The 25,207-nt window shown below is 60.0% G+C and carries 25 protein-coding genes and 1 tRNA gene; 14 read left to right on the plus strand and 12 right to left on the minus strand.

What is annotated here, in order from left to right; genetic code table 11:
* The first annotated feature begins 486 nt into the window (after nt 1–486).
* From bchB to coaD, 4 genes are read left to right on the plus strand one after another with little or no spacing between them, the layout of a single operon-like run.
* Nucleotides 487–2,019 carry a ferredoxin:protochlorophyllide reductase (ATP-dependent) subunit B gene (gene bchB, locus NW862_RS00455; RefSeq protein ID WP_414337585.1) on the plus strand — a complete coding sequence of 511 codons (1,533 nt, stop codon included), beginning with the start codon at nt 487–489 and terminating at the stop codon, nt 2,017–2,019.
* A gap of 50 nt (nt 2,020–2,069) precedes the next feature.
* Nucleotides 2,070–3,071: a UDP-glucose 4-epimerase GalE gene (gene galE / locus NW862_RS00460; RefSeq protein WP_414332779.1), complete on the plus strand. Its 1,002-nt coding sequence runs from the start codon at nt 2,070–2,072 to the stop codon at nt 3,069–3,071.
* A gap of 10 nt (nt 3,072–3,081) precedes the next feature.
* Nucleotides 3,082–3,417 (plus strand): divalent-cation tolerance protein CutA, encoded by a 336-nt coding sequence (gene cutA, locus NW862_RS00465; RefSeq protein WP_414332778.1) that lies wholly within the window; start codon nt 3,082–3,084, stop codon nt 3,415–3,417.
* Between the two features lie 25 nt (nt 3,418–3,442).
* Nucleotides 3,443–3,922 (plus strand): pantetheine-phosphate adenylyltransferase, encoded by a 480-nt coding sequence (coaD, locus tag NW862_RS00470; protein WP_414332776.1) that lies wholly within the window; start codon nt 3,443–3,445, stop codon nt 3,920–3,922.
* 23 nt (nt 3,923–3,945) lie between these two features.
* Here coaD and NW862_RS00475 read toward each other — a convergent pair whose 3' ends face one another.
* Nucleotides 3,946–4,305: a pentapeptide repeat-containing protein gene (locus NW862_RS00475; protein ID WP_414332774.1), complete on the minus strand. Its 360-nt coding sequence runs from the start codon at nt 4,303–4,305 to the stop codon at nt 3,946–3,948.
* A gap of 363 nt (nt 4,306–4,668) precedes the next feature.
* Between NW862_RS00475 and NW862_RS00480 the strand changes: the two genes are divergently transcribed.
* Nucleotides 4,669–5,781 carry an ATP-dependent 6-phosphofructokinase gene (locus NW862_RS00480; RefSeq protein ID WP_414347998.1) on the plus strand — a complete coding sequence of 371 codons (1,113 nt, stop codon included), beginning with the start codon at nt 4,669–4,671 and terminating at the stop codon, nt 5,779–5,781.
* Between the two features lie 196 nt (nt 5,782–5,977).
* Here the strand turns inward: NW862_RS00480 and NW862_RS00485 are convergent, their stop codons facing one another.
* Nucleotides 5,978–6,988, minus strand: coding sequence for an FHA domain-containing protein (locus NW862_RS00485; RefSeq protein WP_414332770.1), 1,011 nt, complete (start codon nt 6,986–6,988; stop codon nt 5,978–5,980).
* Nucleotides 6,989–7,127: 139 nt separating this feature from the next.
* Between NW862_RS00485 and NW862_RS00490 the strand changes: the two genes are divergently transcribed.
* Both NW862_RS00490 and NW862_RS00495 read left to right on the plus strand, forming a co-directional pair.
* Nucleotides 7,128–7,613: a CGLD27 family protein gene (locus NW862_RS00490; RefSeq protein ID WP_414332768.1), complete on the plus strand. Its 486-nt coding sequence runs from the start codon at nt 7,128–7,130 to the stop codon at nt 7,611–7,613.
* 32 nt (nt 7,614–7,645) lie between these two features.
* Nucleotides 7,646–8,578 (plus strand): bifunctional riboflavin kinase/FAD synthetase, encoded by a 933-nt coding sequence (locus NW862_RS00495; protein ID WP_414332766.1) that lies wholly within the window; start codon nt 7,646–7,648, stop codon nt 8,576–8,578.
* A 6-nt stretch (nt 8,579–8,584) separates the two neighbouring features.
* On the opposite strand, the gene NW862_RS00500 is transcribed toward NW862_RS00495, so the two are convergent.
* The 4 genes from NW862_RS00500 to rpoD are packed head-to-tail and all read right to left on the minus strand — an operon-like array spanning nt 8,585 to nt 11,274.
* Nucleotides 8,585–8,824 (minus strand): hypothetical protein, encoded by a 240-nt coding sequence (locus tag NW862_RS00500; RefSeq protein ID WP_414332764.1) that lies wholly within the window; start codon nt 8,822–8,824, stop codon nt 8,585–8,587.
* A complete protein-coding gene (gene cobS, locus NW862_RS00505; RefSeq protein ID WP_414332763.1) occupies nt 8,821–9,609 on the minus strand; it encodes an adenosylcobinamide-GDP ribazoletransferase in 789 nt (262 codons plus the stop codon). The genes NW862_RS00500 and cobS overlap by 4 nt, the downstream gene beginning before the upstream one ends.
* Before the next feature lie 48 nt (nt 9,610–9,657).
* Nucleotides 9,658–10,002 carry a DUF4342 domain-containing protein gene (locus NW862_RS00510; RefSeq protein ID WP_414332761.1) on the minus strand — a complete coding sequence of 115 codons (345 nt, stop codon included), beginning with the start codon at nt 10,000–10,002 and terminating at the stop codon, nt 9,658–9,660.
* Between the two features lie 60 nt (nt 10,003–10,062).
* The gene (gene rpoD / locus NW862_RS00515) at nt 10,063–11,274 is read right to left on the minus strand and encodes an RNA polymerase sigma factor RpoD (RefSeq protein ID WP_414332759.1); all 1,212 of its coding nucleotides are present in this window, start codon (nt 11,272–11,274) and stop codon (nt 10,063–10,065) included.
* A 619-nt stretch (nt 11,275–11,893) separates the two neighbouring features.
* On the opposite strand from rpoD, the gene metH reads away from it, so the two are divergent.
* A complete protein-coding gene (metH, locus tag NW862_RS00520) occupies nt 11,894–15,538 on the plus strand; it encodes a methionine synthase (protein WP_414426827.1) in 3,645 nt (1,214 codons plus the stop codon).
* A 101-nt stretch (nt 15,539–15,639) separates the two neighbouring features.
* Here metH and NW862_RS00525 read toward each other — a convergent pair whose 3' ends face one another.
* Nucleotides 15,640–16,428 carry an ABC transporter permease gene (locus NW862_RS00525; RefSeq protein ID WP_414332756.1) on the minus strand — a complete coding sequence of 263 codons (789 nt, stop codon included), beginning with the start codon at nt 16,426–16,428 and terminating at the stop codon, nt 15,640–15,642.
* 693 nt (nt 16,429–17,121) lie between these two features.
* Between NW862_RS00525 and NW862_RS00530 the strand changes: the two genes are divergently transcribed.
* A complete protein-coding gene (locus NW862_RS00530; protein WP_414332754.1) occupies nt 17,122–17,799 on the plus strand; it encodes a TIGR03943 family putative permease subunit in 678 nt (225 codons plus the stop codon).
* Nucleotide 17,800: 1 nt separating this feature from the next.
* Here the strand turns inward: NW862_RS00530 and apcB are convergent, their stop codons facing one another.
* Both apcB and truB read right to left on the minus strand, forming a co-directional pair.
* Complete coding sequence (apcB, locus tag NW862_RS00535; RefSeq protein ID WP_414332752.1) at nt 17,801–18,304, minus strand: allophycocyanin subunit beta; 504 nt, start codon at nt 18,302–18,304, stop codon at nt 17,801–17,803.
* A 237-nt stretch (nt 18,305–18,541) separates the two neighbouring features.
* Nucleotides 18,542–19,441 carry a tRNA pseudouridine(55) synthase TruB gene (truB, locus tag NW862_RS00540; RefSeq protein WP_414332801.1) on the minus strand — a complete coding sequence of 300 codons (900 nt, stop codon included), beginning with the start codon at nt 19,439–19,441 and terminating at the stop codon, nt 18,542–18,544.
* Between the two features lie 100 nt (nt 19,442–19,541).
* On the opposite strand from truB, the gene NW862_RS00545 reads away from it, so the two are divergent.
* The gene (locus NW862_RS00545; RefSeq protein WP_414332750.1) at nt 19,542–20,543 is read left to right on the plus strand and encodes a DMT family transporter; all 1,002 of its coding nucleotides are present in this window, start codon (nt 19,542–19,544) and stop codon (nt 20,541–20,543) included.
* A gap of 10 nt (nt 20,544–20,553) precedes the next feature.
* On the opposite strand, the gene trpS is transcribed toward NW862_RS00545, so the two are convergent.
* The gene (trpS, locus tag NW862_RS00550) at nt 20,554–21,549 is read right to left on the minus strand and encodes a tryptophan--tRNA ligase (RefSeq protein ID WP_414332748.1); all 996 of its coding nucleotides are present in this window, start codon (nt 21,547–21,549) and stop codon (nt 20,554–20,556) included.
* A 116-nt stretch (nt 21,550–21,665) separates the two neighbouring features.
* On the opposite strand from trpS, the gene NW862_RS00555 reads away from it, so the two are divergent.
* The 3 genes from NW862_RS00555 (at nt 21,666) to gatC (ending at nt 22,970) form a co-directional block, all read left to right on the plus strand.
* Nucleotides 21,666–21,950 carry a chlororespiratory reduction protein 7 gene (locus NW862_RS00555; RefSeq protein WP_414332746.1) on the plus strand — a complete coding sequence of 95 codons (285 nt, stop codon included), beginning with the start codon at nt 21,666–21,668 and terminating at the stop codon, nt 21,948–21,950.
* Nucleotides 21,951–22,062: 112 nt separating this feature from the next.
* A complete protein-coding gene (locus tag NW862_RS00560; RefSeq protein WP_414332744.1) occupies nt 22,063–22,584 on the plus strand; it encodes a photosystem I assembly protein Ycf3 in 522 nt (173 codons plus the stop codon).
* Nucleotides 22,585–22,676: 92 nt separating this feature from the next.
* Nucleotides 22,677–22,970, plus strand: a complete 294-nt coding sequence (gatC, locus tag NW862_RS00565) for an Asp-tRNA(Asn)/Glu-tRNA(Gln) amidotransferase subunit GatC (protein ID WP_414332742.1) — start codon at nt 22,677–22,679, stop codon at nt 22,968–22,970.
* Between the two features lie 87 nt (nt 22,971–23,057).
* On the opposite strand, the gene NW862_RS00570 is transcribed toward gatC, so the two are convergent.
* Nucleotides 23,058–23,142, minus strand: a tRNA-Ser gene (locus tag NW862_RS00570).
* A 214-nt stretch (nt 23,143–23,356) separates the two neighbouring features.
* Here NW862_RS00570 and scpB point away from each other — a divergent pair.
* Nucleotides 23,357–23,899, plus strand: a complete 543-nt coding sequence (scpB, locus tag NW862_RS00575) for an SMC-Scp complex subunit ScpB (RefSeq protein WP_414332740.1) — start codon at nt 23,357–23,359, stop codon at nt 23,897–23,899.
* Between the two features lie 24 nt (nt 23,900–23,923).
* Here scpB and NW862_RS00580 read toward each other — a convergent pair whose 3' ends face one another.
* On the minus strand, nt 23,924–25,168 hold the full coding sequence (locus tag NW862_RS00580; protein WP_414332738.1) for an ATP-binding protein: 1,245 nt from the start codon (nt 25,166–25,168) through the stop codon (nt 23,924–23,926).
* Between the last annotated feature and the right edge of the window lie 39 nt (nt 25,169–25,207).

The following is a 25,207-nucleotide window of genomic DNA, read 5'->3' on the forward strand; positions in this document are numbered from 1 at the left end:
AGTCATGCTCTCCTGCCCGGGTTTGTATCTAGGGAAACAGGAAGGCGTTTCTCTCCAGACTCAGTCTGCCTTCGGCGGCCAGAAACTTGCCTGGGTAACACAAAATCTCTGCTCAAGTTTGTAGAGGTACACATTTTGTATTCAAAAGTTAACCTGCAACAAAAACTACAGAATTGACCGCCTTGGCTGGCGAGCTGCCAGGGCTTGGGGATCCAGCTCAAGGCTGTTGTCCCTATTTCCAGGATGGAACAGAGCTTGGGCCTATGGTAGAGGGATCCCCGCACCAAAAGTTACCTTGAAGCATTGTTTTTCTTTATGATCAATATTTTCTCAAGATGTTGTTGTCGAGAGTTACAGGAGATAACGAGCAAGGGATCCCGGCTGCTGGGCACTCTACAATTCCAGGAGAGGTTCCCAGCGAGTGAGAAGCGGGCAGGGGATGGGGATCTCCTTTTTGTTACCTCGGTCTTTCTTCAGAGGCTGCTTATGAAATTGGCCTATTGGATGTATGCTGGCCCCGCCCACATCGGCACGCTGCGGGTGGCCAGTTCCTTCAAAAATGTCCACAGCATCATGCATGCTCCCCTGGGGGACGACTATTTCAACGTGATGCGTTCCATGTTGGAGCGGGAGCGGGACTTTACCCCGGTAACCACCAGCGTCGTTGACCGGCAGGTGTTGGCGCGGGGATCGGACGAGAAGGTGATTCGCAACATCGTCCGTAAAGATGGCGAGGAGCAGCCGGATTTGATTGTCGTCACCCCCACCTGCACCTCCAGCATTTTGCAGGAGGATCTGCATCACTTTGTGCGGCAGGCGCAGTTGGCCAGCCGCTGCGACGTGCTGCTGGCCGATGTCAACCACTACCGGGTCAACGAGTTGCAGGCCGCCGATCGCACCCTGCAGCAGATTGTGGAGTTCTACATCAACAAAGCCCGCAAAAGCGGCGAATTGGACGGCTTAGCCCAGAAGACGGAACGTCCTTCCTGCAACATCCTCGGCATCTCCAGCCTGGGCTTTCACCACGCCCACGATCTGCGGGAGTTGAAAAAGCTGCTGCGGGATCTGGGTATCGACCTTAACTTGGTGATCCCGCAGGGGGCCAGCGTCCACGATCTCAAGCATCTGGGGCGGGCCTGGTTCAACGTGGTGCCCTACCGCGAACTGGGGCCGATGACAGCTCGCTACTTGCAGGAGCAGTTTGGCACGCCCTACGTGGAGATCACCCCCATGGGAGTGGTGGAAACAGCCCGCTTCATCCGCCAAATCCAGCAGGTTCTCAACGAGCAAGGGATCCCGGTGGACTACGAGCCCTACATCCAGGAGCAGACCCTACATGTTTCCCAGGCGGCCTGGTTCTCCCGCTCCATCGATTGCCAAAACCTGACCGGCAAAAAGGCAGTGGTTTTTGGGGATTGCACCCATGCGGCAGCGATCACCAAGATCCTGGCCCGCGAGATGGGGATCCACGTGGTCTGGGCGGGCAGCTATTGCACCTACGATGGCGAGTGGTTTCAGGCGGAGGTGGGCGGGTATTGCGATCAGGTTCTGCTGACGGAGGATCACACCCGTGTGGCCGATGCCATTGCCCAGGCGGAGCCTGCTGCTATCTTCGGCACCCAGATGGAGCGGCATGTGGGCAAACGGCTGCGGATCCCCTGTGGGGTGATCTCCGCGCCCATCCACGTGCAGGATTTTCCCATCGGCTACAAGCCCTTTTTGGGCTACGAGGGCGCCAACCAAGTTGTGGACTTAATCTACAACTCCTTTACGCTGGGCATGGAGGATCATCTGCTGGAGGTCTTCGGCGGCCACGACACCAAAGAAGTGATCCACAAGAGCCTGAGCGCCGATTCCGATCTCATCTGGACGCGGGAGGCCCAGGCGGAGCTGAACAAGGTGCCCGGCTTTGTGCGGGGCAAGGTGAAGCGCAACACCGAAAAATTTGCCCGCGAGCGGGGCTTGGCTGAGATCAGCGTGGAGGTGATGTACGCCGCTAAGGAGGCTTTTGGCGCTTGATAGGGATCCCCTCGGCAACCTTTAACAACCTTTTGCTCTGACGTCTGCCTATGCGGCTTTTGGTTACGGGCGGGGCAGGATACATCGGCAGCCACACCTGCAAAGCTCTGGCGGCTGCTGGCCATCTCCCCATTGCTTACGACAACTTGATTTACGGGCACCCCTGGGCGGTTCGCTGGGGGCCGTTGGAAATCGGCGACATTGCCGACCGCGAGCGACTGGATCAGGTGATCCGACGCTATCGACCGGAAGGGGTGATCCACTTTGCCGCCTATGCCTATGTGGGTGAGTCGGTCAAGGATCCCGGCAAGTACTACCGCAACAATGTGGCCGGATCCCTGAGTTTGTTGGAGGCCATGCGAGATCACGGGATCCCGTACATTGTGTTCTCCAGCACCTGCGCCACTTACGGGGTGCCAGAGCGGCTCCCCATCCCTGAAAGTCATCCGCAACGTCCCATCAACCCCTACGGCCAGAGCAAGCTGATGGTGGAGCAGATCTTGCGGGATTTTCGGGCTGCCCACGGGATCCAGTCCATCAGCCTGCGCTACTTCAACGCCGCCGGCGCCGATCCCGACGGCGAAATCGGTGAAGCCCATGACCCGGAAACCCACCTGATCCCTTTGGTGCTGGATGCCGCCGCCGGCCAACGTCCCCACATCACCGTTTTCGGAGATGACTACGAGACCCCTGATGGCACCTGTATTCGAGACTACATCCATGTCGCCGACCTGGCTCAAGCCCACGTATTGGCAGCAGAGGCGCTGGCCTCTGGCCGGCCCGTGCAAGCAGCCTATAACCTGGGCAATGGCCAAGGCTTTTCCGTCAGGGAGGTCATCGCCGCCGCCGAAGCCGTGACCGGACAACAGATCCCGGTGCAAATGGGAGCACGCCGACCGGGGGATCCCCCCTGCCTGGTGGGCGATGCCGGTGCCATCCTGCGGGATCTCAACTGGAAACCTCTCTACAGCGACTTGGCCGAGATCATTCAAACAGCCTGGCGCTGGCACCAGAAGCGGCCCTATTTTGCCAAAGGCACATCCCTGCTCTAGGAGCACCTGAATGGACAACACAGATGCACCCAATAGCCTCTTGGTTGTGATGACCACGGTGGGATCCGAGGCCGAAGCCCACCGCTTGGCCCACACCTTGGTGGCCGAACGTCACGTGGCCTGTGCCCAGATCTTGCCCGGAATTACGTCCTACTATCGCTGGCAGGGATCCCTGCAGACCGATGCTGAGTTCCTCCTCCTGTTCAAATTGCCCGCGACCGCCTATCCTCGGCTCGAACAACGGCTGCGGGAGCTACATCCCTATGAAGAGCCGGAGATTCTGGCCATCCCAGCCAGCCAAGTGAGCGCCACCTATTTGGCTTGGGCCCGCGACCAGGTAGGGTGAAGAATAGCACGACTCCAGCTTGGCCATGATCGCTCTCTATCCCGGTAGCTTCGATCCCATTACCCTTGGGCATCTCGATATCATCGAGCGGGCCAGCCGTCTTTTTTCCAAGGTGATCGTCGCCGTCTTAAAAAACCCCAACAAAACCCCCCTCTTCAGCCCCGAGCAGCGGCAGGCCCAGATTAGCCTTTCCACTGCCCATCTGAAAAACGTTGAGGTCGATACCTTTTCCGGCTTGACGGTGGCCTATGCCCGTCAACGGGGGGCAAAAGTCGTTGTGCGTGGCTTGCGCGTCCTGTCGGACTTCGATGTGGAGCTGCAAATGGCCCACACCAACAAGCTGCTGGCCCCCGAACTGGAAACCCTCTTCCTCGCCACCGCCAGCGAACACAGCTTCGTCAGCAGCAGCCTGGTCAAGGAGGTCGCCAAGCTGGGCGGCCCCATCGACCATCTCGTGCCGGCGCCGGTGGTTCAAGATCTGCGGGAGCGCTTTCCCCTGCCCTGAGGCTTGGGCAGCCGAATTGCCAACTAAAATTCAAGCAGTTGCATCCCTGCCGCCGCCGGGTCAAACCCTGCCGGAAAGCAGGTGCTGTGGTTGTACTGGGAGCCACTCAAGTTGGCTCCTTCCAAACGGGCTCCCTCCAGGTCGGCATAGCGCAGATCGGCACAGCGCAGATCGGCATTGGCCAGATTGCTGCCGCGCAGGTTGGCATAGCGCAGGTTGGCCCCATGCAAATCGGATCCCTGGAGATCGGCGTGCCGCAGATCTGCCCCCCTCAAAAAAGCGTACTCTAAGCAGGATTGGGGAAAATGGCGCTCTCCCCGCTGGTAGCGGCTGAGCAACTCCGCGGCCCCTTGCAGAGCACACTGAGCAATGGTTTGAGTCATAATACTTCTCCCAAACGAGACTTGAGACCCTATCTCTATGCTCATCTTTATCATCGGGTTGAGTGGGTTTTGATCATCCCTGCTTAACAAATGATTTCATTTTTTGAGTCGATCGTTGCCCCAAGTTTTTTCGGAAAGATCTATCCTCGGAGATATCGCAGCTTGCCCAAATTGCGGGTTTGTGCGGCAATGTTTCTTAATTGTTTTTGTGAAGGATACTTAACGTCTGGGCTTATCGCCCAAGACAAACTGCGCCGGCAAGGCAGGCTAACCTGATCTTGCTGGGTTGTAGGGATCCCTCAACCTCTCCTTTTTCTCTGCAATCGATGTTTAGGATGTTCGCCCTTTTTCAGCCAGAGACCTATGCCCAAACGTAAGCGAATCGGGATCCTCACCAGCGGCGGCGATTGCGGCGGTCTCAACGCTGTGATTCGAGCGGTGGTGCGGCGGGCCCGCGACTACGACATGGATGTTTACGGCATCAAAGATGCGACGGCAGGACTGATGGCCCGACCGGTGGAGGCGGAGCTGCTGGATGTCAAGCGGGTTTCCGGCATTTTGCGCTATGGTGGCACCATCCTGGGCACTGTCAACAAGGGCAACCCCTTCGCCTATCCCATGCCCGACGGCAGCTTGGTGGATCGCTCGGCAGAGGTGATCACCGGCTACCACCGGCTGGGCTTGGATGCTTTGATCGGGGTGGGCGGGGATGGCAGCCTGGCCATTCTCCGGCAATTGGCTCTGCAGGGGGATTGGAACTTCGTCGGGATCCCTAAGACCATCGACAACGATGTTGGCGCCACCGAGTATTCGGTGGGGTTCAATACGGCTCTGAGCGTGGCTGTGGAGGCCCTGGATCAGCTCACCTACACGGCCATCAGCCACAGCCGGGTTATGGTCATGGAGGTGATGGGGCGGGATGCCGGTCACATTGCCATCAGCGCCGGCATTGCCGGGGGGGCGCATGTGATCTTGATCCCGGAGATCCCCTACAAGCTGGAGAATGTCTGCAAAAGGATCCTCGACCGCAAAGAGCGGGGCAACAATTTCAGCATTGTGGTGGTGGCGGAGGCCGTTCCCACCGAGTCAGGCGAGCCCATAACCTACACCAACAGCCTGGGGCAGTCTCTCTACGGTGGCATTGGCCATTATATTGGCAACGAGATCGCCCTGCGCACCGGCATCGAGACGCGGGTGATGGTTTTGGGCCATCTGCAGCGGGGAGGCACCCCTTCGCCGCTGGATCGCCTGCTGGGAGCAGCCTTTGGGGTGGCGGCTGTGGACCTGATCGCCCAGGGCAAGTACGACCGCATGGTGGCCTGGCAAAACCGGCGGGTGGTGGATGTGCCCCTGGCAGAGGCCATCGCCCAATACCGGCGGGTGGAGGTGGATGGGGCTTTGATCGCCACGGCTATCGGGTTGAATACCTATGTGGGCGAGGTGGATCCCCAGCTTCTGCGCCGCCTTTCCCCCTGAGCAAGTTACCGCCGGCAGAGACAATCTTCCGCCGATATCGGGGAACCTACACCACATCTGGCTTTGGCGACCCAAGCGCGGGATCCCGTTCACCGGACGGCGAAACTCCAAGGTGACCGAAAAGTGACCACCTGTAAAGGAGCAGCAGAAGGTTCTGGAGGAACGGCGGGATCCCACGGGTATCGGGAGGCGGGGTCTAGGTGCCGAGAACGGCTTGCAAAGACCCCACATCGCAGTAGTACACCTGATGAGGGTGGGCATACCCCTTCAGCTCTACGGCCTGCTGCGAGAAGCAGGTGGCTGCCTGCCCCAGTTGTTTGGCCAAGCAGATATAGGTGTCGTGGCTGATGGCCAAGTCGGTGTTGAGGGTGCGGGTGGCACTCTCGATGCGAAAGGCCAAATTCACTGTATCTCCCAAGGCCGTGTACTCCTGGCGAGTGTTGTTGCCCACCTGGCGCACGATCGCCGAGCCGGTGTTGACACCTGCCCCCAGCCGGATGGGAGAAGGCAGGGGAAACTCGCCGTTCAGGTGCTCGGTCATTTGAAACAGCTTCGTCATGGCCTGCAAAACCGACTTGACGTCGAGATCCATTCCCGGCGCTGCGGTTTCCAGGGGAGCTGGGTTGGCTTGGGGCGCGTGGAACCAAACGGCCATGATCGCATCGCCAATGTATTTATCGACCGTGCCGCCGTACTGCTGAATGATATCTCCGCCCCGCCGGAACCAATCGCCCATCACCTGCGACAGCAGGCGCTCGTCCAGTTGTTGGGTCAGTTGTCCGTAACCGCGCACATCCACCACAGCCACCGAGATCAGCCAGCGGGTTTGCAGAACCAGAGTGTCCGACGGTTTGGCCGCAGAACTGGGTTCTGAGCTGGCCAGGGATCCGCTGTGAAACTCGAGCTGGGATTGTCCAAGGGTGAGGTGATCTCCATCTTGCAGCAGGGTGGGAATGCTGACGCGGCGATTGTTGACGAAGGAGCCGTTGCGGCTGCCCAGATCGATGAGATAGATGCTGTTGTGGTCGAGGTATTGCAGCAGGGCATGTTGGCGCGAAACGCTGGGATCGGTTAGGACGATGGCGTTGTCTTCATCGCGGCCCAGCGTCCAAGCGGTCGCTCCGGAGAGAATGTACTTCCTCTGGCTGCCGTCCGGCTCTCTCAGGACGACATAGGGTGCGGCGGCAGATTCGCTCGTGAAGCTCATGGCAAGAGGGATTGTAGACGCGACCACACTACTCAATACGATACCCCGCTCGCCTTCGGTTATCGGGGCGGGCTCTGAGAATGGGCTTGGCGGGGAGCTGACCCGACCGATATCATTTTGTGTAGATACATTAAGGTGTATGCTGGATCCTGCCCATCCCATTCCTGCTGAGCAACAGCCGCTGCGGCAGTATGCCGAGCTAAGGGAGTCTTTTCCTTTCTCCTGGCCCGCTTTGGGGTGGATTCCTTATCTCCGGCGAATCGGCGCTGTTTGGGGAGCGGTCGTGCTGGCGGTTTCCCCGCTGGTTTGGAGCAGCTTTGCCGGGGACTGGGGCCACTTCGTCTCTGGGTCTGTGCTGGGGGCCAATGCTTTGCTCGGCCTGGTGTTGCTCCATCTTTATTTGGGATGGGCCTATGTGCGGCGGCGCTTGCTGCAGGCCCGGATCCCCTATGAAGAAAGTGGCTGGTACGATGGGGCGATGTATGCCAAATCGGAAGAGGAACTGGCTCAGCATCGGCTGATCGTCAGCTATCAGATCGACCCTGTGTTGCAGCGCCTGCGACGCAGCCTGTGGGGTGTGGTGGGCTTAAGCGGGCTGGTGGCCCTGCTTTGGCCATTGGAGTAGAGGGGGTTGGCTGTTGTTCGGGATCCCAAACTGTGCATGTAACTTCTGATTTGGCTCAAACCTTGCGACCCACCGCTGTGGCCATCGGCAACTTCGATGGCCTGCATCTGGGCCATCAGAAGGTGCTGCAGCCGATTCGAGACTCTCTCCAGGGGGTGCGCACCGTCCTCACCTTTCATCCCCATCCCCAAGAAGTGCTGACAGGGCGCCGGCAACTGTTGCTCACTCCCCCTGCCGAAAAGCTGGCTCTGTTGGCGCAGATGGGTTTTGAGCAGGTGGTGTTGCTCCCCTTCACCCCTGCATTTGCCCGCCAGCCGCCCCAAGAGTTTATCCAAACAGTACTGGAACAGGGCTTGCGCGCTCGCCATCTCAGCGTCGGCTGGGATTTCTGCTTTGGCCACCGTCGTGCCGGCAACGCCCAAACCCTCCAAGCCTGGGGATCCGAGCGCTGCATTCCGGTGGAGGTGATCCCAGAGGCACAACTGAACGGGGAACGGGTGAGCAGCTCCCGCATTCGCGCTGCCTTGGCGACCGGGGAGGTGTCCACCGCCGCAGCGCTCTTGGGTCGCCCCTATCGGCTGATGGGAGAGGTGGTGCGAGGGGATCAGCGGGGCCGACAACTGGGCTTTCCCACCGCCAATCTGCGCCTGCCCCCGGAGAAGTTTTTGCCCCGCGATGGGGTGTACAGCGTTTGGGTGGATGTGCCTGCGGCGGCGGCAGCCCTGCCTGGGGTGATGAACATCGGTCACCGCCCCACGTTTGCCGGGCTACAGCACACCGTCGAGGTACATCTGCTGGATTGGACAGGGGATCTCTACGGGCAAGAGGTGCAAGTGGCGCTGCAGGGCTTTATTCGCCCAGAGCGGAGGTTTCCGGCAGTGGCGGATTTGGTGCAGCAAATTCAGCAAGACTGCCAAACGGCCCGTCAGCAGTTGGGCTTGGCCGAGCACGTGGGCCTGCTGTAGAGGGGCTTAACATCCTCTCGCAGAGAGTTGGCAAGCGCCCATGCTCACCCAGGCGCTGCTGCCATCCCTCCAGTGTTCTTTTTCCCAGATGGGGGCGTTGTGCTTGAGGTTGTTATCGCGAACAGAGCCGCTCATCACCACCACTGCCCCATTGCCCGGATGGGATGCCTCTTGGTGGACACGGTCGATGGATAGGGGAGCGAGGGTGATCTGGAAGGAGGTTTTCAGGGCGGCCAGAAGGTTCATGATGGCTCGAGCAGGGATCCCCACAACAAGGCTATCGCTTCTGACCATTCCACCGTAGCTCCGTAGGTGTCCCCCGTGTGCCCTCCCAACTGGCGGTAGATCCAATAGCCCACGGCCAGGGCTCCCAGGGCAGATCCCAGCGTCCAAAGCAGCAAAGGCTGCCAAGCCAGGAGCCCGGCCCAGCCCAACCCCCCAGTGATGGCCAGCAACAGCAGCGTGCCCGGCCACAGGGATCCCGGCAGAGCAGTGGAGTCTTTGAGGAAGCGGGCGGATCCCTGCCGGCGCAGATAGGGGTAAAGGGCGATGGCGAGCAACTGGCCCCAACGCCCCCAAGCCGGCACCAGCAGCAAGAGAGGCCAGACCTGAAGGCTGCTCAGAGCGGCAAATTTCAGCAGCAGCAGCAGCAGCAAGGCCAGCACCCCATAGGCCCCGGTGTGGCTGTCGCTCATCACCTGCAGGCGGCGGGATCCCTCCAGGTGCCGGGCCGACGGTTGCGGATCCCCTGCCTGAGGATGTTTGTGGACGTTGATCGCCAGGCCATCAGCCGTATCGGCCACCCCGTCTAGGTGCAGCCCACCGGTCAACAGAGCCCACAGAGCCACCAGCAAAGCCGCTCGCACCGCATTTGGGAACATCTGCAGCAGAAGCGCCGCCAGGGAGAGGATCCCGCCCAGCAGCAGGCCTACCACCGGCAGCCAGGCGGCGATGCCCTCAAACGATAGCCCACCCGCCCGCCCCAAAGGCAAGGCGGTGTAGAAAGTCAAAGCTGCCCACAAACGCCTCACCGGCTCGGCCTTGAGGCGGGCATCAGCCGCTGGAACAAGCTTGGCGGGCTAGGAATCATCGCGAATGGTTCGCTCCACAACAATGGTCAGCTTGGCCACCAGAGCTCCGATCGCTCCCACAGCCGCCAACACCGGAAACAGAGCCGCCCCCAACACCCCTGCGGCCACTCCTACGCCCAGAGGGATCTCGATCAACGTCTGCCCTTCGGCATTTTTGATCAAGATGCGGCGAACATTGGCCTCTTCGATCAGCTCGCGGATCTTGGCCAACAGCTCGTCCCCGCTGATCTTAAACTCCTCCACGTGGTACTCCAGCCTGGCCGGAGGCAGATCCCTGCCCTCCCCGTCGGCCTTTGCAGAGGAGTTGGGATCCGGCGTCTCATGGGGGTTCATGCTGAAGAGGCTCCATACGTCGGTTGGCAGCGGCAACTGAGTCCATCCTAAGACCGGATCCTAGCGGATGTACTCTTTCAACACACTGTTGCGATTGGGGTGGCGCAGCTTGCGCAGAGCCTTAGCCTCGATCTGCCGGATCCGCTCGCGGGTTACATTAAAGATCTGGCCGATTTCTTCCAAGGTTTTCATGCGGCCGTCATCCAGGCCGTAGCGCAGCTTCAGCACATCCCGTTCGCGGGGGGTGAGGGTTTCCAAAACGCTCTCCAGATCTTCTCTGAGCAAGACTTTGGCCACCCGATCCTCCGGCGTCTCCCCGTCGGACTCGATAAAGTCGCCCAGGCGCGAATCCTCTTCCTTGCCGATGGGCGTTTCTAAAGAAATGGGGAGCTGGGCCGACTTGGCGATAAAGCGCAACTTTTCGATGGTGATCTCCATGCGGGTGGCGATCTCCTCTTCGGTGGGCTTGCGGCCCAGCTCCTGAGAAAGCAACTTGGTCACCTTTTTGATGCGGGAGATCGTCTCGTAGAGGTGGACGGGCAGGCGAATGGTGCGGGATTGGTCGGCAATGGCGCGGGTGATGGCCTGGCGGATCCACCAGGTGGCATAGGTGGAAAACTTGTAGCCCTTCTCGTGGTCAAACTTTTCTGCTGCCCGGATCAGGCCCAGGGATCCCTCTTGGATAAGATCCTGAAACGACAAGCCCCGGTTCATGTATTTTTTGGCGATGGACACCACCAAGCGCAGGTTGGATTGCACCATCTTTTCTTTGGCCCGCCGCCCCCGATGCAACCGCCGCCGAAATTCCGGCAGGGACATTTTGACTTCCTCTGCCCAGAGGGTGTCGGGCACCTCCTCTGGATCCGACCAGAGGCCCATGCGCTGAAAAACGGCCTCGCGAGCGCGCTCTAGCTCCAGCAGATCGGCAATTTTGCGGGCCAGCTCGATTTCCTCATCGGCCCGCAGCAGCCGGATGCGCCCGATTTCCTGTAAATAGACCCGGATGGAGTCATCGGTGTAGGGCTTTTTCTTACTGGCCGCTTTGCGCTTCGAACGACCCTTGGCGCCGACGGCGACAGTCTCGCCATCCTCGTCTGCTACCTCTTCTTCGTCCTCATCCTCATCAAAAGCATCAGTGTCACCGGTATCCAGTTCGCTCTCGAGCGTGTCCGTCCCACTCTCCAACTCCAGAGCGCTGGAAGATGGATTTTCCAGATCCGGTTCGAGAAGCGCTGTTTGACCAGACTGCACCAATTCCTTTGCTTGAGCCATGCTGAGTTCCTCGTGATCCTGATCACAGACAACAGAAGGTGACTAGAGGAGGCTAGACGCCAAAAGGAGGAGAGCCAGTTGCAGCTCTGCCGCCTCCCACAGCGCCAGAGTGAGAGAGTTAGACCGGCAAACCAAAACCTGGCTTGCCCGCTTCTAATAGGCGATTGCTCCGGTCAATCTGGAAGCAGATATCGCTCATGGGGCTTAACTGAACTGGCGCAAGACTCATCTTGATGGACGGAGCCTCTCGCAGTTGCGAAAGGCGGATCTTTTTCTTCGCCAATCTTGCGACGGCAGGCGAGGCACTTCACCAGGGGGACAGGACATTCAGCACCTCAACCACTCCAACCTAGGAGAAGAAGATCCCTCTACAGCAGGCAGCAAATGGCCTCAAAGGGAGCACTTGCAGGCAACTGTAGCCGTTCTCACCAAAACGTCTTCCCTAAATTAGCCCGACCTTGGGGAAACAGCAACGGGGCAGGCAAAGAAAATGTTAAATCCACCTCAATAACCAAAGTCGGATCCCTGGCCTCGGTCTAGTCCAAGCGAAAGGCTCAATGCTACCTTAAATCAGACTTTCTTTAGATCCAACTTGATCCCTGCCTGCGCCGCACCGCCTATGACCCATCCCTTCCTACAGCATCTCCAGGAACGTGTGATCGTCTTCGACGGGGCAATGGGATCCTCTCTGCAAGCCCAGAACCTGACGGCAGCCGATTTTGGTGGGCCGGAGCTGGAAGGCTGCAACGAGATCCTGGTGCTGAGCAAGCCGGAGGCGGTGGCGCAGGTTCACCGGGGTTTTCTAGAGGTGGGGGCCGACGTCATCGAGACCAATACCTTTGGCGCCACCTCGATTGTCTTGGCCGAGTACGGGATCCCGGAAAAAGCCTACGAGCTAAACGTGGCGGCGGCGCGGCTGGCCAAGCGGGTGGCAGCCGAGTTCTCAACGCCGGAAAAGCCTCGTTTTGTGGCCGGCTCCATCGGCCCCACCACCAAGCTGCCCACCCTGGGGCACATCGGCTTTGACCAGATGCGGGCTGCCTATGAGGAGCAGGTGCGGGGGCTCCTCGACGGCGGGGCGGATCTCCTCATTATCGAGACCTGTCAGGACATTCTGCAGACCAAGGCGGCCTTGGTGGCCGTGCAGCAGGAGTTGGCCCGGCGGGGGATCCGCCTGCCGGTGGTGGTGTCCCTGACCTTTGAGGTGCAGGGGACGATGCTGGTGGGCACGGAGATCGGGGCGGCGCTGGCCGTCCTGGAGCCCTACCCCATCGATGTGCTGGGCCTCAACTGCGCCACCGGGCCGGACAAGATGGCCGAGCACATCCGCTACCTCTCCCGCCATTCCCCCTTCCCCATCTCCTGCATCCCCAACGCCGGTCTGCCGGAAAACATCGGCGGCAAGGCCCACTACAAGCTGACGCCGGAGCAGTTGCGCTTCCACCTGGAACACTTTGTGCGGGATCTGGGGGTGGCGGTGGTGGGGGGCTGCTGCGGCACCCGCCCGGAGCACATCGCCGCCTTGGTGGCAGCCGTCCAGGGGTTGCGGCCCAAACGCCGCGCCGTCGAGCGCATCCAGGCTGCCGCCTCGATCTACTCGCCCCAGCCCTACCTCCAGGACAACTCGTTTTTAATCATCGGCGAGCGGCTCAATGCCAGCGGCTCCAAGAAGATGCGGGAGCTGCTCAACGCTGAAGATTGGGACGGCCTGGTGGCCCTGGCGCGGGAGCAGGTGCGGGAGGGATCCCACATCCTCGACGTGAACGTGGACTACGTGGGCCGGGATGGGGTGCGGGATATGCGGGAGCTGGTCTCGCGGCTGGTGACCCAGATCCCGCTTCCCCTGATGCTGGATTCCACCGACTGGCAGAAGATGGAGGCTGGCCTCAAGGTGGCCGGGGGCAAGTGCCTGCTCAACTCCACCAATTACGAGGATGGGGAAGAGCGCTTCCTCAAGGTGCTGGAGCTGGCCAAGACCTACGGCGCGGGGGTGGTCATCGGCACCATCGACGAGGAGGGCATGGCCCGCACCGCCGAGAAGAAGTTCCAGATTGCCGAGCGGGCCTATCGCCAGGCAGTTGAGTACGGGATCCCGCCCTACGAGATTTTCTTTGACCCCTTGGCTTTGCCCATCTCCACCGGCATTGAGGAAGACCGCGCCAACGGAGCGGCCACCCTGGAAGGGATCCGCCGCATCCGCCAGGCTTTCCCCGATACCCACATCCTCTTGGGCATCTCCAACATCTCCTTTGGACTTTCGCCGGCAGCCCGCGTGGTCTTGAACTCGGTGTTTTTGCACGAGTGCCGCCAGGCCGGGCTGGATGCCGCCATCGTCAGCGCCGCCAAAATCCTGCCCCTAAGCAAGATCCCGGAGGAGCAGCAGCAGGTGTGCCGGGATCTGATCTGGGATCGGCGGCAGTTTAACGCTGAGGGCATCTGCACCTACGATCCCCTGGCGCGGCTGACGGAGCTGTTTGCAGGGGTTTCCAGCCAGGAGCTGCGGGCGGCGGGATCCCTGGCCAAGCTGCCGCTGGAGGAGCGGCTGCGGCGGCACATCATCGATGGGGAGCGCATCGGCCTGGAGGAGACCCTGGCGGAGGCGCTGCAGAAATACTCCCCCCTGGAGATCATCAATACCTTTTTGCTGGACGGCATGAAGGAGGTGGGGGAGCTTTTTGGCGCCGGCAAAATGCAACTGCCTTTTGTGCTGCAGTCGGCAGAAACCATGAAGGCGGCGGTGAAATACCTAGAGCCCTTCATGGAAAAGGTGGGCGGGGAGGTGTGCAAGGGCACCTTCTTGATCGCCACCGTCAAGGGGGATGTCCACGACATCGGCAAAAACCTGGTGGACATCATCCTCACCAACAACGGCTACAAGGTCATCAATTTGGGCATCAAGCAGCCGGTGGAAAACATCATCGAGGCTTATGAAAAGTACAAACCCGACTGCATTGCCATGAGCGGCCTGTTGGTGAAATCCACTGCGTTTATGAAAGAAAATCTGGAGGTGTTTAACGAGCGGGGCATCGCCGTGCCTGTGATCCTAGGGGGGGCGGCCCTTACCCGCCGCTTTGTGGAAGAAGACTGCCGCCAGACCTACAAGGGCCAAGTCATCTATGGCCGCGACGCCTTTACCGACCTGCACTTTATGGATCGGCTGATGCAGGCCAAGGCTGCCGGGCGCTGGGATGACCGGCTGGGTTTTCTGGATGACTTGGAGCAGCGAGTCAACGGCCAGAAGGAGGCTGCTGCGGATCCAGCGGATCCCACCTTGCCGGCTCCAGAGGTGACCGTGGGCGCTGCTCCTGCCCTTGCGGTCTCGGCTGGCGACGGCGGGGCAGACACCCGTCGTTCCGAGGCGGTTGCCCTGGATACCGAGCGGCCCATCCCCCCCTTCTGGGGATCCAAAGTTCTCGCCTCAGATCAGATCCCCTGGCCGGAAGTCTTCTTCTATATCGACAAGCAGGCCCTGGTGGCCGGCCAGTGGCAGATCCGCAAGCCGCGCGACCAGTCGGCGGAGGAGTTTGCCCAGTTTCTCGCCACCCAGGTGGAGCCGGTGATCGAGCGTTGGAAGGAGCGGATCCTGAGCGAAGACCTGCTGCACCCGCAGGTGGTCTACGGCTACTTCCCAGCGCAGGCGGAAGGGAATACGTTAATCCTCTTCGACCCGGCCAGCTTCCCCGAGCTGTTTGCTCTAGAGCCCGGCTCCACCACCTACTTCCAACTGCCCACCGTCGAGCGCCCCCAGCTTTCTCCCCAGGTGCGGGAGCTGGCCCGCTTCACCTTCCCCCGCCAAAAAACCGGCCAGCGCCTCTGCATTGCCGACTTCTTCGCCGATCGCTCCACCGGCCTGGTGGACGTTTTCCCCATGCAGGCAGTTACAGTGGGGCCAGAGGCCACGGCCTACGCCCAGCGCCTGTTTGCCGAAGGCCAGTACACCGACTACCTCTACTTCCACGGCCTGGCCGTCACCCTGGCAGAAGCCTTAGCAGAGTGGTGCCACGCCCGCATCCGACGGGAGCTGGGCTTTGGCGGCGAGGACAGCCCTGACATCCGCCAGATCCTGCACCAGGGCTACCGCGGCTCCCGCTACAGCTTCGGCTATCCTGCCTGCCCCAACATCGCCGATCAGCGGGTTTTGTTGGAGCTGCTCCGGGCCGAGCGCATCGGCCTGACCATGGACGACAGCGACCAGTTGGATCCGGAACAGTCCACCACTGCCATCGTCGCCTACCACCCGGCGGCCCGCTATTTCAATACTTGATCCCTCACCCCCAGCCCCTCTCCCTGAGATCCTCACCCACGGCCTCTCTCCCTGAGGGATCCACCCTCACCCCCAGCCCCTCTCCCTGAGGGAGAGGGGGGCTAGCGGGAGCGGCTGAGCAGGGGAAACCCCATCACCACGACCAAGGTAGCCAGGATGATCACGGTGGAGAGGGCGTTGATCTCCGGCGTCACCCCCCGCCGCGCCGTGCTGTAGATGAGGATGGGCAGGGTCTGGCTTTCCGGCCCGCTGGTGAAAAAGGAGATGACAAAGTCATCGATGGAGAGGGTAAAGGCCAGCAGCGCCGCGGCCAGGATCCCCGGCCTGGCCAGGGGCAAGGTTACATAGCGCAGCTTCTGCCAGGTGTTGGCGTAAAGGTCGTAGGCGGCTTCCTCCAAAGCGGGATCCAAAAGCTGCAGGCGGCTGCGCACCACGATGGCCACAAAGGCAATCTGAAAGGTGATGTGGGCCAGGATCATCGTCCCCAAGCCCAGCTCAAACCAGCCGGTGTAGGCGCGCACAAACTGGTAAAACAGCAGCAGCGTAATCGCCATCACAATATCAGGGACAGTTACCGGCAACAGCAGCAACCCCTGCACAATCCTTTGGCCGGGGAAACGGTAGCGGTACAGCCCGTAGCCCAAGAGGGATCCCAGCACCGTGCTCACCAGAGTGCTGACTCCAGCCAAGACAAGGGTATTTTGCGTGGCCTGCCAGATCGCGGCATTGCGAAAGAGAGCCAAGTACCAATCGAAGGTAAAACCCGTCCACGCCAGGCCAAAGCGGGCGCGGTTAAAAGAATAGACGGCAATCAGCACAATCGGCAGGTAGAGAAAGCCATAGATGGCATAGCTCACTCCCCGCAGCCAGATGGGTACCCTCGGCAACATTTGGTTGTGCTATCTCGGTTGTGTCTATCTCACTGTAGAGCAAATGAGGGCAACTCCCCAGTTTCAGGCATCCGCTTGCAACCATGCCTACACGCTAAAGCCTCTCATCAATACTCTCATCAATATGAGGTTATTTGTGACTGAATTCGTTGAATTGACGATGGGATCCCGACAGCTTTGACATACTCCCCACAGCCGTACAGTTTTTTCTGACTTCACGGAAGTTCTGTAGCCAATCCGGATCTTCACGACACAAGAGATAGATCTACATTGGCTTATTAGATAACGCTGGAAAAAGCTGTAGCTTGCTAGGGCTTACGATCCACCACAGGCAAACCGTCCAGCAATAGACAGGGTAATCACGGTGCTTTTTGTAAAGTTGCCGATCAGGAACGTGGGCTAAACGAAGTTTTTTGCTGAGCTCTATTTGGGTGAACCTCAATACCTGTGACCGCGAAATCGCAGTAAAGACCTTGCCCATTCTCGCCACACAGGTAGTGGAAAATTGCGCGAGGATTGCTAAACTTGGGTTCGGAGTGGTGTGAAAAAGCTGTAACCATGCCCAAAAGCAGTTCTAGTCCTATTCGGGAAAAACAAAACCCAGAGGGAGTGCGTATCAAAACCAAGATTATGTCTTGGCCCAGGAAACTGTTGGCGTGGGGCCATATAGCCTACTGGGAGGCGTCCGGGTTGATGTTGCTCGGGATCCTGCTGATCGTTTACCGCTGGCGGGGTACCCTGCTGATGTTGATCAATCCCGGCTACGTGAATGTGGCTTTGTTGGCCGGGCTATGCCTGCTGGGCTTGGGGATTGGCCGTTGGCAAGGAGCGAAAGTCGCCTCTTCTGAAGCCCACGCCTCGCTGTTGGGACCGCAGCTGGGCGCAGGACTGCTGATCCTGACGGCACTGCTGGGGTTTTGGGTCGAGCCGCGACCGCTCTCCAGCCAAACTGCCCTCAACCGAGGGGTATCTCCCTACCTGGGGGTATCTCGTAGCCAGCCGCAGGCTTTTCGTCCCAAGCTCGACCCGCGTCAGCGCACTCTGCTGGATTGGGTACGCACCTTGGATGTCTACCCGGATCCCTACACCTACACAGGGCAGCCGGTGCGGGTACAGGGGTTCGTCGTTCCCGACCCGCGGCCCGACCACTTTGTTATCGCTCGCTTTTTGGTCAGTTGCTGTGCTGCCGATGCCTACCCTGTGGGCTTGCCGGTGCGCTGGCCAGAGGCAGAACAGTTAACTGCCGATAGTTGGCTGCGTCTGGAGGGACGCATGGCCGTAGAGCGGCGGGATGGCCAATCTCAGTTGGTGATCGTCGCCGAGCAGGTGGAGCCAATACCGGTGCCGGCCAATCCCTACGCCGACGAGTAGGCTAGATATCGGTTTCGCTTAGTTTGCTGCTCATGTAATCGAAAGGCTCGGCCACAAAGCTGTAGTCTTCGCCGGAGCCGAGCAGCTCCAGGGTGCGGGTTTTCATGTTTTGGATCCCAATCACCGTCGGGGCGATGGGCACGCCGAGGGAGTTGTAAGTTTCCCGCAAGCCGGCCAAGACTCGCTCATCCAAGACGCTGTTGTCGGCAGCCACCAGCGCATAAGAAGCGTAGCGCAGGAAGTAGTCCATATCCCGCAAACAGGTGGCGTAGCGGCGGGTGGTGTAGGCGTTGCCGCCCGGACGGATCAGATCCGGCACCTGGGCAAACATAGCTGCGGCAGCCGTCTTGACAATGTCCACCGAGTTGAGATTAATCACCTGCACTGCCTTGATGCGCCGCAGCCCTGAATCGTAAAAAGCTTTGAGCGCATCCATCGCATTCCGGTCCAAGTAGCGGCCCGCCAGGTCGTAGGTTTTGATCAGTGTGGTTACGGCATCCCGCATATTCTCAACTCCGTTCCTGTAACTCTATGTAAAAGTAGCTTGAGATGCAAAAGTGAGAAAAGATTGAGAAGAGATTTTGTCGGCAACGTCCAAAGGCCACCCTTGGAAAATCGAGCCGGAGCCCAACAACGGCAGCGCTCCGAGCTCCCCACTTGCCCCCAGAAGTTTAGCATGCAGGGGGTTCTTTCCCGCCGAGACAATGGCCAATGTTGTTACGAAAATGTAATGTTTCTGCAACTAGGGATCCGGCGGCAACACCCGCAGCGGCCTGAGCTGACCTGCTTGGCTGTGCCCCAAGCCCAAAAATTCCCCCTCTCTGCTCATGACCCGCAAGGTCTCAGCACCGGCCTGAGCAGGATCCAGGGGAATGGCCTGACCTTGCCGCCAGCGCTGGGCCTCAGCCGGAGATAGGGATACTGAGTCCCAATCGCGAAATCCCCACTCAATCGGCAGCAGGGCAGCGGCGGGATCGGCGGATCCCTGCCATTGCTCCAGGGGCAGGCTCTCCTGGACGCGAAAGGGGCCACTTTGCAGCCGTCGCAGGCGGCTCATCAAGCCTCCGCAACCCAATTTCTCCCCCACGTCGCGGGCGAGGGCGCGGATGTAGGTGCCGGGGCCACAGGCAATCTCCAGATCCACTTCCGGGAAGTTGCCGGGGCGCCAGCCCAGGATCCGCAGGTGCCGAATCACTACTCTCCGCGGCTCCAGCCCCAGTTCTGAGACCTCTACCCCGGCCCGCGCCAGCTCGTAGAGCTTTTTCCCCTGCCGCTTGATGGCGCTGTAAAGGGGCGGCACCTGCTCAATCTCGCCGACAAACTCCCGCAAACAGGCCGCCACCTGCTCGCAGCTCAGCTCCGGACAAGGGGATCCCACCTGGATCTGCCCCTCGGCATCGTCGGTGTCGCTGCGCTGCCCGAAGCGGAAGGTGGCCCGATAGACCTTATCCCCCGGCAGAAAGGCCAAAAAGCGCGTCGCCCGCCCCACGGCAATGGGCAAAACCCCCGTCGCCGCCGGATCCAAAGTGCCGCCATGCCCCACCCTGCGGGTGCGCAAGACCCGCCGCACCACCGCCACACAGTCGTGGGAGGTAAGCCCTGCTGGTTTATCCAGGTTGAGAAAGCCCTCCAGGGATCCCATGCCAGGCATCAACTTGCATCAACCAATAATTAAGATTTGTAACCGAACTGCCGCAGCGCTTAACATGGGGTTAACTTCCGTCTGCGAGTTTGAAGCACCCATGGCTCAGTCTTACCTGCTTTCTCAGCCTATCTGGCAACGCCTGTTGATGATTGCCCCCTTTTTCCTGTGGGGTTCGGCGATGGTGGCGATGCGGGATGCCCTCTCTGAGACCACCCCTCTCTTTATCGCCATTCTGCGGCTCTTGCCGGCTGGGATCCTGGTTTTGGCCTTTCGGCTTTGGCAGGGACGGGCCGCCGGGGTGTCTCAACCCTGGCATCCGCAGGGGCGGCGGGGGTGGCTGTGGGTCTTGGCCTTTGCCCTGGTGGACGGCACCTGTTTTCAGGGATTTTTGGCGCAAGGGTTGAGAGAGACCGGCGCCGGGCTGGGATCCGTGCTGATCGACTCGCAGCCGCTGGCGGTGGCTCTGATGGCCACCTGGTTTTACCGCGAGCGGATGGGAGCGCTGGGCTGGCTGAGCTTGGGGATAGGGGTGGTCGGCATCGGCCTGATCGGCTTATCTGGCGGGGGATCCCTGCAGTTGGGGGCTGGCGTCGTCTGGATGTTGCTGGCATCCCTGTCGATGGCCATCGGCACCGTGATGATGCCCAAGGTGGCGGAGGTGGCGGATCCGGTGTTGGCGACGGGCTGGCACATGGTGTTGGGCAGCCTGCCCTTGATCCTGCTCTCGGCGCTAACAGAAAGCGAGCAATGGCAGCACCTGAGCGGTGCCCACTGGCTGGGCCTGCTCTACGCTTCGGTGATGGGAAGCGCTGTGGCCTATGCCCTCTTCTTCTATTTCGCCTCCCAGGAGAACCTCACCGAATTCAGCTCCCTGACCTTTCTCACCCCCATCTTCGCCCTGCTGTTCGGCAGCACCTTCTTGGGGGAATCGCTGACGCGGCTGCAGTGGTTGGGAGTGGGTATCACCCTGGTCTGCGTGTATTTGATCAACCACCGGCAAGAATGGCAGGAGCGCCTGCGCTTGGCCTGGCCAGGGATCCTCTCGGAGCTGGGCCTGGAGTTCAGCACCGTCGAGATCCGCGATGGCAACCGCGACTAGCAGGGATCCCTTAGGGGGGTAGGAACCCCATTGCCTCTCGCACCCTTTGCAGCGTTGGCTCGGCAACAGCGCGAGCCTTGGCAGCATTTTCCCGGATCAGCGCCAGCAGATAGTCGGGGTTGTTGCAGAGATCCCGGTAGCGCTGCTGAATGGGCTCTAGGGCAGCGATGATGCTGTCTGCGAGGAGAGGCTTGAACTGTCCCCACCCCATCTCGGCACACTCAGCTGCCACCGCCTCCTTGCTTTTTCCAGAGGTGAGCATGTAGATCGTCAGCAAATTGTGGGCTTCAGGACGAGCCGGATCGTCAAAGACAATGCCCCGAATGGGGTCGGTCTTGCATTTTTGGATCTTCTTGCGGATGGTATCCGGGTCATCCAAGAGATGAATGCGGCTGAGATCCGAGGGATCCGACTTGGACATCTTGCGCGTGCCATCGGTCAAGCTCATGATCCGCGCCCCCTGTGGGCGAATCAGGGCCTCTGGGATCACAAACACCTCGCCAAAGCGGTCGTTAAAGCGGCGGGCAATATCCCGACACAGCTCAATATGCTGCCGCTGATCCTCCCCCACCGGCACATACTTGGGCTGGTAGAGCAAAATATCCGCCGCCTGCAAAATCGGGTAGCTGAACAAGCCAACGCTGGTCTCCTCTCCCTGTTTTTCTTTTTTCTCCTTGTATTGGATCATGCGCTCCGCCCAGTTCATGGGGGTGATGGTGTTGAACAGCCAGGCCAGCTCCGTATGGGCAGGCACGTGGGACTGCACGAACAGCACACAATGCTCCAGGCTGAGGCCACAGGCCAAATAAAGGGCAAACAGCGAGCGGGTGCGCTCCCTCAACAGCTTGGGATCCTGAGGGACGGTGATGGCATGTTGATCCACAATGCAAAAAAAGTTCTCGTAGTGCTCCTGCTCGGCCACCCAATTTTTAATCGCCCCCAAGTAATTGCCCAGGTGCAACTCGCCAGAGGGCTGAATGCCAGAGAGGGTGCGCGGCTTAGCCATAGGAAAAGCAGATCTCAAATGCCAACAAGACAAGAGCAAGGAAAGTCTTTATCAGGATACCAAGAGAGGCGCAACCCGTTGGTTCATGATGGATAGAAGACGCCCAGCCCAACACCATGTCAGACTCGGAACCCGAACTGTTGCGTGCCGCCAACCACTATGTGCTGCTGATCCCGGGCTTGCCGGAGCAATTTCTCAGCCCTGAGGAATTGCAGGAGTTCCTCGTGCGGCTGTTGCAAGAGCACCCCCACCTGGTGGATGCAGATCTGGCCCGCTACCCCACCCCCCAAGCGCAGGCGCAGCGGCTGATCGACACCGCCTGTGAAGTCGAGGTTTCCCCCGGCGAAACCCTGCAGTGGCATCCTGTGCGCCTGAGCAAGCGCCCCTCGATACCGCCTTGACAGACCAGGGGCTCGTTTGTGAAACCAACGGGGCTGTGTTTCGGATCCCGCCTTGGACGTGATACAACGCAAGAGAGAAATCTTTAGTCCCAAGTTCTAAAAGGGGTCAGCCATGCCGCGCAGCATGAAGAACGACAACTTCATCGACAAAACCTTTACCGTCATGGCCGATCTGATCCTGAAACTGCTGCCGGGGGTGAGTTCTGAGCAAAAGAAAGCTTTTGCCTACTACCGGGATGGCATGGCCGCTCAGAGCGAAGGGGAATACGCCGAGGCTCTGGAAAACTACCGAGAAGCCCTCACCCTGGAGCAAGGCGAAGAGGATCGTAGCTACATCCTCTACAACATGGGCCTGATCTACCAAAGCAACGGCGAACTGGACAAGGCCCTGGAGTACTACCACCAAGCTCTGGAGTTGAACCCACGACTTTGTTCTGCCCTGAACAACATCGCTGTGTTGCTGCATCATAAAGGCGAGCAGAGCCTGCAGGCCGGAGATGAAGAAACGGCAGAGGCCCTGTTTGACGAGGCCGCTCAATACTGGATCCGCGCCATTCGCATTGCCCCCAACAACTACATCGAGGCCCAAAACTGGCTGAAAACCACCGGGCGCGCCAACCTCGAGTTGTATTGAGTCTGCCTGCCAAAGGACTCTGTACCACCAACGCGAACGGTTGCTCTCAGCTACCTTAAGCTAAGTTAATGATCTGCGCGCCGGAGGGAAGGATGCTGAAACGGGAAGGGGTACAACATGTCGCTCACTTGGCTCGTCTGGAGCTAACCGAGGAGGAAGAGATCCAGTTCACCGAGCAACTGGCAGACATCTTGGCCTACGTGGAACAACTGAAAGAGCTGAATACGGAAGGGGTGGAGCCCACCTTCCATGCCCTGGACATGGAGCTGCCCACCCGCCCCGATGAAGTCGAGCCCTATCCGGATGTCGAAGGGATCCTGGCCAACGCTCCCGACCGGGCGGATGTGTTCTTCAAAGTGCCCCGCATTCTGGACGCAGAAGACTGACGTCGCCAGATTACCTTAGGCTGGCCCAAGGGAGTAGGGGCGTGGTAGGGGCCGCCGGACAGCATTGTGGGTTACTCAATAAAGCAACGGAGAGGGTGGGATTCGAACCCACGGTGGCGTGAACCACGGCAGTTTTCAAGACTGCTTCCTTAAACCGCTCGGACACCTCTCCAATTCTCTGGGATCCCCAAACCCTATTTATGCTACGCAATTGGCTTCAGGTTGTGCAATTGTACTCCGCACCGAGTAGCGCGATGGGCGGGAAAGCAGGCCATGGCATGGTTTAGCATAGCAACGCTCGCCTTGGCCCAGGCCGCCCCAGCAGGGATCCCTCAGCCTGCAACTGCTGCTATGCTACGGGACAAGTAGGCGGATCCCTTGTCGCTATGGCCTCGCGTCGTTCCAAGTTGGTTTTGGATCCCGGATCAGAGGTGGAGGGGGGGCGTCTCTTAGCCCTGAAAAACCAGATTGAGGCAATCCTCTACCTGAAGGGGCAGCCGTTGGCCCTATCGGCGCTGGCTCAGTTGGCCCGCTGCAGCCGCGATGAGGCCTATGATGCGCTGCTGGAGTTGATGGAAGACTATGCTCACCGCGACTCTGCCCTGGAAGTATTGCAGGTGGGGGAGGGGTTTGCCCTGCAGTTGCGAGAGCCGTTTTTGGAGCTGGCCAACCAGCTCTTGCCCCCCGAAATCGGGGTGGGCGCTGCCCGTACCTTGGCGACCATCATCCTGCGGGGGCCCCTCTCCCAAGCCGAGTTGGTAGAGTTGCGCGGTCAGGGCGCCTATCAGCATGTGGCAGAGCTGGTGGAGAAAGGCTTTATAACCCGCTACCGCAAAGAAGGCAGCCGCTCCCCCTGGTTGCGGGTGACGGATAAGTTTCATCGTTACTTTACGGTAGACAAGCTGGCCAATCCCTTCCCCGAAGAATAAACTTCCCGCAACGCGGCCAGCGATTCATTCGTTCCCTTTTGCCAGCCCTGCCCGAACGGCATCCAAAAACTGACGGGCGGTGCGACCGGAAAAGCCGTTTTGCTGCTGCGCCCAGATCAGGGCCCGGCGACGCAGGGCCGCCAAAGATTGAGCGAAACCCAGCCGCTGCGCCAAGTGTTCTACAGTTGCCAAGTAATCGTCTTGAGTGAACGGAGGGAAGGTGAGGGTGAGGCCAAAGCGATCCTGCAGCGACAGCTTTTCCTGCACCGTATCCCAGGCGTGGACTTCTTGATCTTGGGGGTTGGGGCGGTCGGCGAAAAACTCGCGGACCAAATGGCGGCGGTTGCTGGTGGCATAGAGGCGGACGTTGGGCGGCGGCGCGACGAGATCCCCCTCCAGGAGCACCTTGAGCTGCTTGAACTCGGTTTCGTCGGCCTCGAAGGAGAGATCGTCCACAAACAGCACAAAGGGCAGCCCCTGTTTCCTCAGCTCCGCCAAGATCTCCGACAATTGCATCAAGTCAGTTCGTCTCAGCTCCAGAAGGCGCAGCCCCTGAGGGCCGTAGCGGCGCAACAAGGCCTTCACCAACGAAGACTTGCCGGTGCCCCGCGCCCCGTAGAGCAAGACATGCAAAGCCAGATCCCCCCGCAGCAGCGCTTCGGTGTTGGCGGCCAACTGCTGCTTCTGCCGTTCGTAGCCGTAAATCTCATCCCAATCGGGCAGGTCGGGAGCCGGGATCCCTTCTAGCCCTGCCGGCCCCCAGCGAAACGCCCAATAGCGAGCACAGATTCCTACCCCTCTTTGGCGGTAGTGGGCGATCAACGCCTCCAGGCTCAGGCCCCAATCGGCAAAAGAGCGCGGATCCCAGCCGGCGCAGTCACTGTCCCCATCCGGCCAAGGGATCCCCAGGCCCAGCGCCTGCATCTGCTCTTCGATGAGCTCCTGGCTCTCGGCCAGGATCTGTAAGCAGCGGAGATCGTGCCGTGCTGCTTGCAAAAGGGGTGTCGGGATCTCCCCACCTCGCAGCGCCGCGCGGGCAAAGGGGTTGTCCGCCCAGCGGATCTCCTGGATCAGCCACTCCCGCCAGCTCAGGTTTTGCTGGGCCAAAAGCTCAAACCAGCGCCCGTAGGCCGCCCAGCAAGGCAGGGGATCCCCGGCCATCAACTGCTGGATCAGCTCCTGCCAGCCCAGGGCTAGGGGATGGGCGCAGATTTCTCGAAACAGCAACAGCTTGGCCGCCGCTTCCGCCGCTTCTTCGAGGGGAGTCATCGCTGTGGTTGAGATTGGGCATAGTCGCTATGTTGCCGC

This window comes from Synechococcus sp. H55.8 (assembly GCF_047462375.1).
In the GTDB taxonomy this organism is placed as follows: Bacteria; Cyanobacteriota; Cyanobacteriia; order Thermostichales; family Thermostichaceae; genus Thermostichus.